Genomic DNA, 13,508 nt, shown 5'->3' on the forward strand with positions numbered 1-13,508 from the left:
TGCGTCGATGACGCCCTCACCGGTGTTCCCCTTCATGGCGGTCACCCCCACGGCTCCCCTTTCAGTCGACCGGTTTCTTCGACCGGCATGCCAGCAGGGACGGGGGCGTGCGGGCGCAGCAGTCCTTCGGCGCGCAGTGCGTCCCAGACCGCGGCCGGCATCGTTCGCTCCAGCTGGTCCACTGTGTCGCGGACCTCCTCGGCGGAACGCGCGCCGGACAGTACGCTCGCGACCGCCTGATGGCCGAGCGGGAAGCGCAGAGCGGCTGCGCGCAGCGGTACGCCGTGGCGTTCGGTGACCGCCTTCATGCGCAGGGCCCGGTCGAGCACCTGTGGTGGGGTGGGTGTGTAGTCGTATGTGGCGCCGGGTTTCGGGTCGGTGAGCAGACCTGAGTTGAAGACCCCGCCGACGATGACGCTTCTGCCGCGGGCGGCGGCCTCGGGCAGTACCTCCGCGAGCCCCTCCTGCTCCAGCAGGGTGTAGCGGCCGGCGAGCAGCACGACGTCGATGTCGGTCTCGCGCAGGAAGCGGGCGGGGAGTGCGCACTGGTTCACTCCGATGCCGATCGCCTTGAGGACGCCTTCGCCGCGCAGCCGTTCCAGTGCTGGGTATGCCTCGATGAGGGCCTGCTCGGCGTGGTGGTCCGGGTCGTGCAGCAGGGCGATGTCCACATGGTCCAGGCCGAGGCGGTTCAGGCTCGCTTCCAGGGAGCGCAGGACTCCGTCGGAGCTGAAGTCCCAGACTCGGCGGTGGGTGTCGGGCACGGCGAAGCCGTGGGCGAGGTCGTCGCCGCGGCCGCCTTCAGCGTGGGGTTCGAGCAGTCGTCCGACCTTGGTGGAGACGGTGTAGGTGTCGCGGTCGCGTCCGCGCAGCGCGGCGCCCAGGCGTCGCTCGGACAGCCCGAGTCCGTAGTGCGGGGCGGTGTCGAAGGTGCGTACGCCCGCGTCCCAGGCCGCCTCCACCGCGGCGTACGCGGCCTCGTCGGTGACGGGGCGGAAGAGGTTGCCGATGCCGGCGGTCCCGAACGACAGCTCGGTGACCCTGACACCGGTGCCGCCCAGTGTGGTCGTTCTCATGCGCCGGCCGCCGGGCGCAGCCGGAGTCCCTGCATGCCACCGTCGACGGCGAGGGCGATGCCGGTGACGGAGGCCGCGGCGGGGCTCGCCAGGTAGACCACGGCCGCCGCCACCTCGTCCGCGGTGACCAGGCGGCCCAGGGGCTGGCGTGCGTCGAGGGCGGCGCGTTCCGCCTCCGGGTCGTCGGCGGCGTCCAGGAGCCGGGTCACCCAGGGGGTGTCGGCGGTGCCGGGGTTGACGCAGTTGACGCGGATGCCCTCACGGACGTGGTCGGCGGCCATCGCCAGGGTCAGCGACAGCACCGCACCCTTGCTCGCGGAGTACAGGGCGCGCTGGGGCAGGCCCGCGGTGGCCGCGATGGAGCATATGTTGACGACCGCCGCGTGCGACGAGCGCCGCAGATACGGCAGGGCGGCCCGGGTGGTGCGCACCGTTCCGAGGACGTTGACGTCGAGGACGCGGTGCCACTCCTCGTCCGGGTTGTCCTCGACGGTACCGACGGCGCCGATGCCCGCGTTGTTGACCAGGATGTCCAGGCCACCGAGTTGTCCGGCAGCGGCGTCCACGGCGGCACGTACGGAGGCGTCGTCGGCGAGGTCGGCCTTGAGGGCGAGCAGCGGCTCGGGGGCGCCGGAGGGGTCGAGGTCGATGACGGCCACCGTGGCGCCGTGCTCGGCCAACATCCGGGATGTGGCCAGCCCGATACCGGACGCGCCACCGGTGACGACGGCCTTGAGCCCTGACAGGCCGCTCAAGCTGTTCAAGCTGTTCAAAGGGGCGCCTTTCACGCTTGGCCGAAGGTCTGGCGCTGGGCGCCGAGGCCGTCGATGGAGAGCTCGACGGTGTCGCCGGGGCGGAGGTAGGGGGTGCCGGGGAGGCCGAGGGCCACGCCCGCGGGAGTACCGGTGTTGATCACGTCGCCCGGTTCCAGGACCATGTACTGACTCAGGTACGACACGATGTGGCCGACCGGGAAGATCATGTCGCTGGTGTGACCGTCCTGTCGTTTCACGCCGTTGACGCTCAGGTGCAGTCCGAGGTTCTGCGGATCGCCGACCTCGTCGGCGGTCACCAGCCACGGCCCGAGCGGGTTGAAGGTCTCGCAGGACTTGCCCAGGTCCCACTGCGGGGAGTACTCCAGCTGGAACTCGCGCTCCGATACGTCATGGCTGATCGCGTACCCCGCGATCACGGCCCGCGCGGCTTCCGGCCCGTCGAGGTAGCGGGCCCGCCGTCCGATGACGACCGCCAGCTCGACCTCCCAGTCGGTCTTCACCGAGCCGCGCGGGATCAGCACCTCGTCGTACGGCCCGACCACCGTGCCCGGGTCCTTCATGAACACCACCGGGCGCGGAGGGATCGCCGCGCCCGTCTCGGCGGCGTGGTCGCGGTAGTTCAGACCGACGCAGACGATCTTGCCGGGGCGGGCGACGGGTGCTCCGATCCGCAGACCGTCCGGGTCCAGTTCGGGCAGAGTTCCCGCCGCGGCGGCCGCCCGGGCGCGGTCGACACCGCCAGAGGCGAGGAAGGCGCCGTCGATGTCGGAGGTTATGGAGGACAGATCGAGCAGCCGGTCTTGCTCGGTGCGGACTGCGGGACGCTCCTCGCCGGGCGCGCCGACTCGTAGAAGTTTCACTGGGCTTTTCCTTGCCACGGGTGGTGGTCAGATGGCTCGGGCGAGTGACGGGGGAATGACCGTCACGGTGTGCCGGACTCACTCAGATGCCAGATCTCGGTCAGATCCGACCAGTTGCCCCCGGTGCCGGTATCGGCCCAGGGCTCCTGGCATGGGCCGGTGGGCTTCCACCAGGCCTGGGTGACCGTGCCGGTGCCGATCGCGGCCATGTCGGCCTCGAAGTCGTCGCCGTGGTACTCGAAGTAGCCGAACAGCGTGTCCTCGCGCAGAGAGATGCTGTAGTTGCGGATGTTCGCGGCCCTCAGCGCGGCCTCGAGGCCCGGCCAGATCGCGCAATGCCGACGCAGATACAGCTCACGATGCTCGGGCCGCAGGCGGACGGTGCCGGCGTTTCGCCGGCACCGTCCCTCAGGTCCTTCGCCTCCCTCGATCCGCCCCCGCAGCAGCGCAACCGAGGTGGCTGAGCGGGTGTGCGGCCCGTGGGGCGGAGGGAATCAGTCCACGTTCACCGCCTGCCACAGCTGGCTGTCGGCGTTCGTGTCCGTCGTCTGCACAAGCTGAGCGCCTGCTGTCGTCGACGCGCCGGACACCGTGAGCAGCTTGCCGCTGTTCACGTTCTTGATCTTGTAGTAGCCGTTCCCGGCGGCGACCAGTGTCCAGTGCTGGTTCGCACCGCTTTTGTCGGTCCACTGGATGACGGTCGCACCGTCCGCGATGGACGCTTGGTAGACATCCAGCAGTTTGCCGCTGTTCTGGTTGATGATCTTGAAACTGCCGTCACCCACCGCAACGAACCGCCAGTGCTGACTCTGGGCGCCGCTGTCGTTCCTCTGGATGGCGCTCGCTCCGTCGGAGCCGGATCCACCTCCGATGTCGATCGCCATGCCGCTGTTCTTGCCCAGGAGCTTGTAGAACGCGTTGGTGGCGGGGAAGGAGATGCCCGCGAAGGCGTCCAGTGCACAGACGGTGCTGGACGAGGACGCGTTCTTTGTTCCTGTGCACACGACCTTGATCGTGTGCGGGCCGGCGGCGAGATCCGTCTTCTCGAACAGCACCACCTGCTTCGCCACCGTCGAGGCATAGGCGTCGATACCCGACTGCGCCAGGGCTCCGTCGATGTAGACGTCGACCTTGCCCATGTTCGGTTGCTTCATGCCGAGATACCGCACGCTCGAGCCGGTGAACGAGTACTGGGCGTAGTTGCCCACCCCGCTCGTGAAACTCTCGGACCCGCTGAAGTCTAGAGCGTCGTTCCAGGTCGACCAAGGGGAGCTGTAGGTAATGCCGGAGCTCTTGTCGTCGACGTAGTTCCATCGCTGCCGCACGATCGACTTCGACGCGGCGGATGCACTCCCCTGGGCGTCCACGACGTAGAGGCGGTAGTCACCGGCCGTCGGCGGGACACCGATGGTCGCCGCGGTTCCGGCCGCCTTCGTCATGGTGGGGCCGACGGCGAACGTCGTCGTACCGGAGGGAGCCAGCCAGAGAGTCCTGGTCGCGTCACCGATACTGCGGAGGGGGATGGACGACACGCCCTTGCCGGTGAACGTGCTCGCGGGCAGGGCGTAGTCCTGCTGGCTCAGGTTGCTCCGGGGGACGAGGTCCTTGTAGGCGTCCTCCAGACCGGAGTTCACGGCGATGGCGTACGCCTGGGACGGCCACACGTTGTCCGCATACGCGCGCACGTCCTCGATGGTGCTGTTCGGGACGTCCTTGTTGTTGATCTTGTTGACGGTGCCGTAGGTGTTGGTGATGCTCAGGTCGTGCTGCTTGCCCCACGTGCCGGAGTTGATGGCGAAGGCGACATTCGGGTCGATGTCGAGCACGTTGTCGTGGAAGTTGATGTAGGCGGAGCCTTCATCGGGGTGGAGTGCGTACTTGTGGCCGGCCGGAACGCCCTGGATGTAGTTGTTGCTGATCTCGGTTCCCGGCTGACTGCCCAGATCGTAGATGGGAGCGGAGTCGCCGAGGACCTGCATCGTGTCGACGATCTGGTTGTAGCTGATGGTGTTGTTCTTCGCCGTGGTGGTCGGCACATTCGGTCGGATCGAGTTCGACGAACCGTCGAAGTTCCACCATCCCCAGCCGAGGGTGATACCCGCCCACGGGGACTTCTCGATCCGGTTGTGCTGCACGGACAGGGAATCGGTGAAGTACGCCGACACGGGGCTGGACCCCTGGAACAGCACCGCGCTGTCGTAGAGGTAGTTGTTCTTGATCGAGATGTTCTTGCAGAGTCCCTCGACGTTCACCGGGTACTTCTCGTGGTTGGTCGAGGTGTAGTCCCCGATGTACACGTGCTGGGGGTGTCCCACGGTGATGGCGGATCCGGCTATGTCATTCGTGATGTTGCCGGTCAACTGCGAGTCCGTCACGTCGTTGGCCAGGGTGATTCCGTCGGCGCCGGTGTGCTGCACCGTGTTGCGCTGGAGGCTGATCCCGTCGGCGTTCTCGATCTGGATGATCCCCGGCGGCAGGTCGACGTTGCGGTAGGTGTACGCGTGGAAGTTCTTCTGCGCGTACACGGTCGCGATGGCGTTGCCCTGCTGGCCCTGCCGGAAGACGGAGCCCGCTACATTTGTCAGGTTCCAGTCGGAGTGTTCGACGGTGAGCCCGGAGAACGTGATGTTCCGCGCGTGGTCGGTCGTGGACGTGCCGGCGATCTTGATGAGGGTGGACACGTTGTTCGGCGCGAAGGCCTCCACCGACGCCATGTCCTCGGAGCTGGACTTGTAGTAGTACAGCGTGTGGTTCGTCTTGTCGAAGTAGAACTCGCCGGGCTGGTCCAGGAACTCGTACGCGTTCATGAAGGTGGGGGTGCCGCCGGCGGCGGCGAAGTTGCCGTTCGGCGGTCCCTGGGCAATGGCCGCACCCGGCTCCTGGAACAGGGCCACGCGATTGGCGCCGTCCGAGCTCGTGGTGATCTGGCGGACTCCCACGATGGATGTGGTCCAGGTCGTCGCATACTTGATTTCGACGTCGTCCTGGTTGGCGGCGACGGCGGGCAGATCGGAGAGGCTGTACTTGGCTCCGTCGCACTCCGAACCCGACTCCCAGGCCCAGGGAGCCTGGCCGGCCGTGACGGTGTAGGTCCCGTAGCATCCGGCCGAGGCGATCGTCTTCGAGGCCATCTGGGCGCGCTTGTTGTTGACGTAGAGCGCGCGGAGCTTGTTGTCGCGGTTCAGCGGGGCCTTCCAGATGTTCCCGCTGTGCTGTGTCCAACCGGTCACCTGAACGCCTCCGTTCAGCACCGGCTTCTCGTTCTGGTAGGCGGCGTACACGACATGGTGGCCGTTCGTTCCGGAGTCGGCCGACGTGAAGTTGATGGTGCTGCTCACCGGGTAGTTGCCGCCGCGGAGAAAGACGTTGATGTCTCCGGTCATGTTGCTGTTGACCGTGCGCACGACGTCCCGTGCGTGCTGCAGGGTCTTGAACGGCGCGGTGATCGTCCCGGCGTTGGAGTCGTTGCCGCCGGGGGCGACGTAGTAGGTCGCCTGGGTCGCGGCCGAGGCCGGGGCCGACGTCGTGAGGGATGTCAGCAGCACCGCGGGGAGAGCCATCGCAAGCACTGCTGACACCTTGCGGATGGTGGAGGTGACGGGCTTCATCGTCTGCCCCTCCTGCTGTTCGGGACGGTCGGGAAAGCGTTCATGCGGCGGCTCCGGGGTGTTGTCAGTGCGGTTGAAGCGGATCTTCACCGGCCCCGGCCCTTGAGCGTCCCGAGGGCCCAGGAGCGTCGGAAGCCGGTTTCGGGTGATCAGGCGGCGGAGGTCCGGTCGTTGACTCCGGCTGAGGGCACCGCGCGCAGGGTGTCGCCAGAGCGCGTCGGGCCTGTCCAGGCTGCGGGCAGCGATGTAACGAGCGGCGAGTGTTCATCGTGTTCTCCAGAGTTCCTTCAGCACGAGTGCCGACGGTCAGCTGCGGGCGGGAAGGTGGTAGAAGGCGGTCGCGGTGCCGGCGAGGAGCGCGTGGATCTCGTTCTCGGCACAGTCGGCGAGCAGTTCGTCCACGGTGGTGGCCCAGCGGTTCCAGCCGCCGGCGAGGTTGGCGACCGGCCAGTCGGAGCCGAACATCAGCCGGTCGGGGCCGAAGGCGGTGAGCAGGATGTCCCAGACGGGGCGGATGTCGGCGGTGGTCCAGTTGTCGTGGTCGGCCTCGGTGATCAGTCCCGACAGCTTGCAGACCACCTGCTGGTGTGCGGCCAGCCGTTGCACCTGACGTCGCCAGTTCGCCAGTTCGCGCCGCGCGATGTCCGGTTTGCCCGCGTGGTTGAGTACCTGGGGCAGGTCGGGGAAGCGTTCGGCCAGGTTGATCGCCTGGTCGAGCTGGTGGCTTCGGACCAGTACGTCGTAGGAGAGTCCGCGGTCCCTGGCCACCGCCAGCCCTCGCTCGACATCGGGGCGTTGCAGCCAGCCCGGGTCCGTCTCGCCCTGGACGAGGTGGCGCAGGGAGCGCAGATACGTGCCGCCCGGTCCGGCGAGCAGTCGGTCCAGCGTCTCGCCGATCGCCGGCGACGTCAGGTCTGCCCAGCCGACCACCGCCTCGATCAGCGGCTCCTGTTCCGCGAGGGCGAGCAGGTCCTCGGTCTCGGGTACGTCCGGCATGCACTGCACGGCCACCGTGCTGTGCAGGTGACGGCCCGCGATGGGACGGGTCGCGGTGGAGCGCAGGTCGCCGGAGGTGAAGGTACGGCGGATCGACTCAAGGCCGGGGTCGTCGAGCCAGGGCTGCGGACGCCGTTCGAGGTCCCACAGATGGTGGTGCGCGTCGATGAGGACGGGGGCGGGGGCGGGGATCATGGCAGGTTCCAAGTCGGGTCGGTCTGGCGCGGGCCGCGTCAGACGGCGACGTCTTCGCCGGGCGGGTCGAGGTGCCAGATCTCGGTCAGTTCCGTCCACTGGCGGGAGTCGCCCCGGTCGGGCCAGGGCTCCTGGCAGGGGTCGGTGAGTTTCCACCATTCCTGGGTTTCGGGGTCGGCTTCGAGGACGGCCATGTCGGCCTCGAAGTCGTCGCCGTGGTACTCGAAGTAGGCGAACAGCGCATCGCCGTGGAGGAAGATGCTGTGGTTGCGGATCTGTGCCCGGTGCAGGGCGGCTTCCACGCCGGGCCAGACGGCCGAGTGGAGTTCGAGGTACTCCTCGCGGTGCTCGGGGCGGAGCCTGATGGTCTGGGCGATGCGTTTCATGCGGTGGTCTCCTCCGTGCCCGGGGAGGGCCGGTCGGCCGGGGTGTCGAACGGGGTGCGGTAGCTGGGGGTGCGGGAGCGCAGCCGGAGGCACAGGGTGAGCCGGATACGGGTGGCCGCGGGCAGTCGTACCGTCAGGAAAGCGCCGCCGCAGACCTGCTCCGCCTCGGTGACGACGGGCTCGGTGTGGCCGTAGTCGTACATGTCCCCGATCCAGCCGTCGTCCGCGCAGGTGGTGTAGCGGGCGGTGGTGATGGTGTGCTCGGCGAAGGCGCCGGCCTGGACGATCACCGTGCGCTCGGCCCCCGGGGCGAGGTTGATGAGTTCGACGGTGGTGGCCTCGGGGTCGATGGAGGTGACGAGTGCGGCCACGTCCGGGGGCAGGCCGGCGCGGCGGGCCTCGGCGTCGTGGTAGCGCAGCCGGGCCTGTTGCAGGCCGCCGTTGTAGAGGACCTGGGGTCCGCCCCAGGTCAGCTGGACGAGGGCTTCGGTGACGACGGGGTTGGACTGCTGCCACACGTGGATGTCGGCCTCGGGAACGTCCAGGTCGCGGTAGCGCTCGATGCGCCGCAGGCGGTGGCGGATCTGGGCCTGGGCGGTGGCGAGGATCCGTTCGGGGTAGCCGGGGTCGTCGCCGGCGAGGAAGGCGAACCACGCCTTCTCGTGCCCGGACTCCTCCTTGGCGCGGAACGGCCGGACGGTGCGCCAGTCGATGCCGTCGGCTTCACGCAGCCGCTCCAGGCGGGCGCGGTCGGCGTCGGAGGCGGTGTGGTGCCACAGGGCCACCGGCACGGGCGGGGTGGCCGGGTTGTAGTCGAACCAGCCCGAGTCGTTGTGGCGGAAGGGCAGGTGCGGAGTGGGTGTGTGGGTGTCGGGGCCGAGCTCAGCCACCCACTTGGAGGGGAGGCTGGAGTCGGCCTCGGTGTGGGGCATCACCTTGCTGTGGCCGATGAGCGTGTCGAGGGAGGTCGCGACCATGGAGAGGTAGCCGTCGTCCCCGGTGACCGTGGCCGCCGCCAGCGCCGCCACACAGGCCGCGTGGCCCACGCTGTGCCAGCCGTGCGGCCAGGACCAGCCGTAGTGGCCGCCGTACCAGCGGCCTTCCAGCAGGCTGCCGACGACCCCGTCCGGGCCGGCGTTGTCCGGGACGAGACCGCCGTTCGCCTCGGTGCGCTCGCGCCACGCGCCGACGTACTCGACGATCCAGTCGCGGTAGCGCTCCTCGCCGGACAGGATCCAGGCGTTGAGGACCAGTCCGGCCGCAGCGAGGTTGACCGCGGTGTCGCCGACGCCCATCCGGTCCCGCATCTGCGCGCCGAGACGGGGATCCGCGGAGAGCGGGTGGGGGCCGGTGTCGGCCTCGGGGATCCAGTCGAGCGGGAAGCCGTACGTCTCCGCTTCCTTCAGCAGCCAGGGATAGACGTCACCGTCGAACAGGCCTGTGCGGTCGGGGTCGCTGCCGTTGTGCGGGCGGGCGATGACACGGTGGGCGGGGTCGTAGTTGCCCTCGGCCGGGTCGACGTACAACTCGGCAAAGCGCAGGGCGCGTTCCGACCAGCGGTCGGGGGCGGCCATGCACAGGAAGTAGAGCAGCAGCAGGCTCTCGCCCTGGTGGAACCAGTCGTATCCGCGTTCGTACTCGTCGCGCAACATGTTCAGTTCGGTGAGCTGCCGGGTCACGCCCTCCCAGTGCTTCTCACTGGCGGGCAGCAGGTCGTCGGCGCCGCCGAGGAGATACAGCTGGGGCCAGTTGAAGAACACCTCGTAGAAGTCGTCCACACCGTCACGGGTGGTCAGCGGGCCGGAGTAGTTCAGGCGTCCGTCCGGACCGGTGAAGTCTCGGGCAAAACGGCGCCAGGCGTGGTCGAGGAGGTCGAACAGGGACCGCTGGGCCACGGCCCAGCCGGGTGGTTCGAGCAGCGGAACCCTCGCCTCGATCGCGGGTGGCTGGGCCGGCTGCCCGGAGGCCGGGGCGTTCTCACCGGACGTGAGACCGGAAGAGCTGAAGTGCATGGGATGGATCTCCGTTCGGGGTGGCGGGGGTGCGCGCGCCGGGGACGACGGCCGGGCGGACGACGCCGACTCGGGCTTCATGGGTGGAGCCACTGGCGGCCGGGGCCTACTCCTTGGTGGCGCCGGCGAGCATCCCACTGACCAGGAAGCGCTGGGCGAAGAGGAAGACGATCAGCACCGGTGTGATGGCCAGCAGCGTGGCCAGCGCCAGCTGCGGGCGCTCGATGGCGAGGGTGCCGACCGCGGGGTTGAAGGAGGGCACGTTGCTGAGCAGGCTTCCGACGCCCACCTGGATCGGCATCTGGTCGCTCTCGGGGAGCATCACGTAGGGCAGGAAGTAGTTGGTCCAATTGGCGACGAAGCTGAAGAAGCCCACGAGCGCGATGACCGGGGTCGCCAGTGGCAGCGCGATGTGCCGGAAGACGCCGAGCTCCGAGCAGCCGTCCATCCGTGCCGCTGCCAGCAGGTCCTTCGGTACGGCGGTGGTGAAGTAGATGTACGTCAAATACACGCCGAACGGGTAGAACGAGTACGGCAGGATGATCGACCACATCGTGCCGATCAGGTGCACCGCGTTGATCTCCAGGAACAACGGCACCACCAGTGTGGCGGTCGGCATGAGCATCACGACCAGCGTCGAGACGAGCAGAGTGTGCCGGCCGCGGAACTCGGTCATGGCCAGGGCGTACCCCGCCGGTACGGCCACGCAGAGGGTGATGACCAGCGAGATCACCGCGTACAACGTGGAGTTGCCCAGCCATTGCAGGACGGCGTTGTCCTGGAACGCGGTGAGGCCGTCCCAGTTGGCCTTGAAGGCGTGCCAGGAGCCGAAGGACAGCGGGTTGCCATGGACGAGTTGCTGGTCGGTCTTGGTCGCCGCGAGGACGAGCCACAGCACCGGCAGCACGAAGAACACCAGGAAGACGAGCAGTATGGAGCCGGTCAGCAGGCGGGGCACGAGGCGACGCGGGGTGCGTGGGCGCCGCCGCCCAGGGGCCTGGTGGTGCGCTCGGCTCATGGCGCTTGGTTCCCCTTCAGTGCGTGGTATGGCGGCGGCTGGGCCGGCAGAAGTCCTAGTCGGCATCGAAGAACCCCGACCGTGCGACGAAGACGGCGGCGGCCGACACACTGACCACCAGGAGCTCCACCGAGACCGCCGCGGCGCCGTTGATGTTGTTCATCTGGAAGGCGAAGTCGTACGTCAGCTGGTTCAGCGAGTAGTCGCGTCCGGCCACACCCACACTGGCGAGGGACAGCAGCTGGGGCTCCACGAAGAGCTGGGCGCCGCCCGCGAAGGCCAGGATCACCATGTACACGATCCACTTGCGGAGCATCGGGATCTGCACGCACCAGGCGGTCTGCCAGGCGCCCGCGCCGTCGATGCGCGCGGCTTCCATGACGTCCCTGGGGATGTTGTTGAGCGCGCCGTAGATGACGACGATCCAGCCGCCCGCGCCGGTCCAGAACGCGATGACCGTGAACAGCAGGGGCAGGTTGCCGGGCGCGATCACCTCGCCGAAGGTGTGGAACCCCAGCATGCCCAGCAGCGAACCGACCGGGCTCACCGTCGGGTCGAGCATGAACAGCCACACCAGCACACTCGCGGCGCCGGCGAGCGCTCCTGGGATGTAGAAGAGGAAGCGCAGGGACTTGCTGACGGTGCCCGAGGCGAGACGGTGCAGCAGCAGCGCCAGACTCACCACGAACACCACGAGTGAGACCAGCCAGAACAGGAGGTACAGCGCGACATGGCCCACGGCGTCCATGAAGCGGAAGTCCTGCGCCGTGGTGACGAAGTTGCTGAAGCCGGTGAACGTGCCCCCGGCGTCGGTGAAGGCGAAGTAGACGGCGTATCCGGTCGGCAGGATGCCGAACGCGATGAGGAGGAGCACGTAGGCGGCGACGAAGGCGATGCCGGCCCGGCTCTGCCGGGCGGTGCCGCGGGGGCGCCGCCTGGCAGAACCGGCCGAGGGGTGAGTCACGGTCACTGGGAGACCTTGTATCCGTTGGACTTGGCGTACTTGGTGATGGAGTCCTGCCAGGCGGGCAGCATCGAGGCAATGGACTTGCCCTGGGTGATGCCGGGCTTGACGGTGGCCGCCCAGATCGCCTCCTGGCTGAACTGGCCCGAACCCCACTCCGGCCAGACCTGGGACGAGGCGGCCGAGAGTGCGCTCAGGTCGCTGGCGAAGTAGCCGGCGGCGGCCTGCCCCTTCAGCCAGGCCTCGGCCGCGGGCGCGTAGGCCGGGAAGCCGGGCGCCTTCTCGCCCTGGTAGGCGTTGTCGGTGGTGACCCACTTCAGGAAGTCGGTGGCCGCCTTGAGGTGGGTGGAGTGTTGGGACAGCAGCCAGGTGCCGCCGCCGACGTTGCCGGTGGACGGCGCGTTGTCTCCCTGCCACTGCGGGATGGGAGCCGCCGCGATCTGCTGGGCGGGGACCTTGAGGGTGTCCTTGAAGACCGCGCCGCCGTACCAGGCGGGGCCGGGCATGAGCAGGACCTTGTCGGCCTGGTTCTTGCCGAAATCGGTGCTGAAGACGCCGCTGATGGACATGGACTTGTTCTTGATCAGCACGTCCAGCAGCTTGGCCATCTTGGTGCAGGCCTCACTGGTGGTGTTCACCGAGACGGACTTGGGCCCGGTGATGTGGTTGGCGCCGCACTTGCTCGCCCACAGATAGATCTCGGGGGTGAAGGAGTCGCCGGCGTCGCCCACGAGATAACCCGGGTGCTCCTTGGCCACCTTCTCGCCGATCTTCTGATATTCCTCCCAGGTCGTCGGCACCGTGTAACCGAACTTCTTCAACAGCGGAGCGTTGTACCAGAGCACCGCCTGGGAGAGGTCGTTGCGCAGGCAGTAGACGGTGCCGCCCACCGTGCAGACGTCGTTGGCGCCCTTCGCGAACTGTCCCAGGGTCGACTCGGAGATCAAACCCTTGTTGAGCGGAGCGGCGAAGCCCGCGTCGACCGCCCAGGAGGCCTCGTTGTTCTGGGAGCTGAAGACGACGTCCGGCCAGCCCTTGCCGGTGCGGTTGAACAGCTGGACCTTGGTCTGGAGGTAGTTCGAGCCGTTGGCGTCGCCGTCGTAGCTGACGAGGTCCAGCTTCACGTCCGGATGCTGCTGCTGGTACAGCTTCGCGGCCTCCATGCGGGTCGCGTCCACCCAGACGGTCAACGCGCCGTCCTTCTGCGGCGCCTGGGCGAAGCCGTCCTTGGTGGTCGTACCGGCGGTGCTGCCGCCGCCACAGGCCGTCACGGTCAGCAACACCGTGGCTGCGCAGCCGGCCAGCAACACCGCACGCTTCTTGCTGAGCGCTCTCTTCGGGCTGGACGAAGGCTTGTTGACGGTCATGAGTGACTCCACTGGGTTTGTGGGCGCCCCGACCGGGTCGGGGGGGGTGGCGCATGGATGGCCGACACCGGGCCGTCCCGGGCGGGTGTCGGGCACTGAAGGCGGCTGCTGCTGCCGACGTGGAAGAAATTAGCCGCCTTATCAAGGGGTTCGTCAAGAGTGCGTACTGCGTTCTTTTGACGGGATTGAGGGCGATGGCCTAGTGGTCGTGCCCGCTCATGACTGATAAAAGGCATTTGTACGCCGCAGT

Annotated in this window: 11 protein-coding genes; all 11 read right to left on the minus strand. The window is 68.1% G+C overall.

Going from position 1 to position 13,508, the window contains the following annotated elements; translation table 11 throughout:
- Positions 1-41: 41 nt before the first annotated feature.
- Entirely contained in the window at positions 42-1,076 is a 1,035-nt protein-coding gene (locus QF037_RS01285; protein ID WP_307020955.1) for an aldo/keto reductase, read from the minus strand.
- Positions 1,073-1,831, minus strand: coding sequence for an SDR family NAD(P)-dependent oxidoreductase (locus tag QF037_RS01290; protein WP_307020957.1), 759 nt, complete (start codon positions 1,829-1,831; stop codon positions 1,073-1,075). The genes QF037_RS01285 and QF037_RS01290 overlap by 4 nt, the downstream gene beginning before the upstream one ends.
- 29 nt (positions 1,832-1,860) lie before the next feature.
- Positions 1,861-2,712 carry a fumarylacetoacetate hydrolase family protein gene (locus QF037_RS01295; protein ID WP_307020959.1) on the minus strand — a complete coding sequence of 284 codons (852 nt, stop codon included), beginning with the start codon at positions 2,710-2,712 and terminating at the stop codon, positions 1,861-1,863.
- A 62-nt stretch (positions 2,713-2,774) separates the two neighbouring features.
- Positions 2,775-3,158: an L-rhamnose mutarotase gene (locus QF037_RS01300; protein ID WP_307036924.1), complete on the minus strand. Its 384-nt coding sequence runs from the start codon at positions 3,156-3,158 to the stop codon at positions 2,775-2,777.
- Between the two features lie 48 nt (positions 3,159-3,206).
- A complete protein-coding gene (locus QF037_RS01305; RefSeq protein WP_307020961.1) occupies positions 3,207-6,410 on the minus strand; it encodes an RICIN domain-containing protein in 3,204 nt (1,067 codons plus the stop codon).
- Between the two features lie 216 nt (positions 6,411-6,626).
- A complete protein-coding gene (locus QF037_RS01310) occupies positions 6,627-7,511 on the minus strand; it encodes an amidohydrolase family protein (RefSeq protein ID WP_307020963.1) in 885 nt (294 codons plus the stop codon).
- Positions 7,512-7,549: 38 nt separating this feature from the next.
- Complete coding sequence (locus tag QF037_RS01315) at positions 7,550-7,897, minus strand: L-rhamnose mutarotase (RefSeq protein WP_307020965.1); 348 nt, start codon at positions 7,895-7,897, stop codon at positions 7,550-7,552.
- Positions 7,894-9,909, minus strand: coding sequence for a hypothetical protein (locus QF037_RS01320; RefSeq protein ID WP_307020967.1), 2,016 nt, complete (start codon positions 9,907-9,909; stop codon positions 7,894-7,896). The genes QF037_RS01315 and QF037_RS01320 overlap by 4 nt, the downstream gene beginning before the upstream one ends.
- A gap of 106 nt (positions 9,910-10,015) precedes the next feature.
- Positions 10,016-10,927, minus strand: coding sequence for a carbohydrate ABC transporter permease (locus QF037_RS01325; protein ID WP_307020969.1), 912 nt, complete (start codon positions 10,925-10,927; stop codon positions 10,016-10,018).
- Positions 10,928-10,982: 55 nt separating this feature from the next.
- Positions 10,983-11,897: a carbohydrate ABC transporter permease gene (locus tag QF037_RS01330; protein ID WP_307020972.1), complete on the minus strand. Its 915-nt coding sequence runs from the start codon at positions 11,895-11,897 to the stop codon at positions 10,983-10,985.
- Positions 11,894-13,258: an ABC transporter substrate-binding protein gene (locus tag QF037_RS01335; RefSeq protein ID WP_307020974.1), complete on the minus strand. Its 1,365-nt coding sequence runs from the start codon at positions 13,256-13,258 to the stop codon at positions 11,894-11,896. Before QF037_RS01335 ends, QF037_RS01330 begins: the two co-directional genes overlap by 4 nt.
- Between the last annotated feature and the right edge of the window lie 250 nt (positions 13,259-13,508).

It is taken from the genome of Streptomyces canus, from assembly GCF_030815415.1.
GTDB classification, from domain to species: Bacteria; Actinomycetota; Actinomycetes; order Streptomycetales; family Streptomycetaceae; genus Streptomyces; species Streptomyces canus_F.

Bases quoted from the DNA above. Each gene is read 5' to 3' on its own strand.
- QF037_RS01310 (WP_307020963.1), bottom strand. From the start codon at position 7,511: ATGATCCCCGCCCCCGCCCCCGTCCTCATCGACGCGCACCACCATCTG.
- QF037_RS01335 (WP_307020974.1), bottom strand. From the start codon at position 13,258: ATGACCGTCAACAAGCCTTCGTCCAGCCCGAAGAGAGCGCTCAGCAAG.
- QF037_RS01320 (WP_307020967.1), bottom strand. From the start codon at position 9,909: ATGCACTTCAGCTCTTCCGGTCTCACGTCCGGTGAGAACGCCCCGGCC.
- QF037_RS01315 (WP_307020965.1), bottom strand. From the start codon at position 7,897: ATGAAACGCATCGCCCAGACCATCAGGCTCCGCCCCGAGCACCGCGAG.
- QF037_RS01285 (WP_307020955.1), bottom strand. From the start codon at position 1,076: ATGAGAACGACCACACTGGGCGGCACCGGTGTCAGGGTCACCGAGCTG.
- QF037_RS01325 (WP_307020969.1), bottom strand. From the start codon at position 10,927: ATGAGCCGAGCGCACCACCAGGCCCCTGGGCGGCGGCGCCCACGCACC.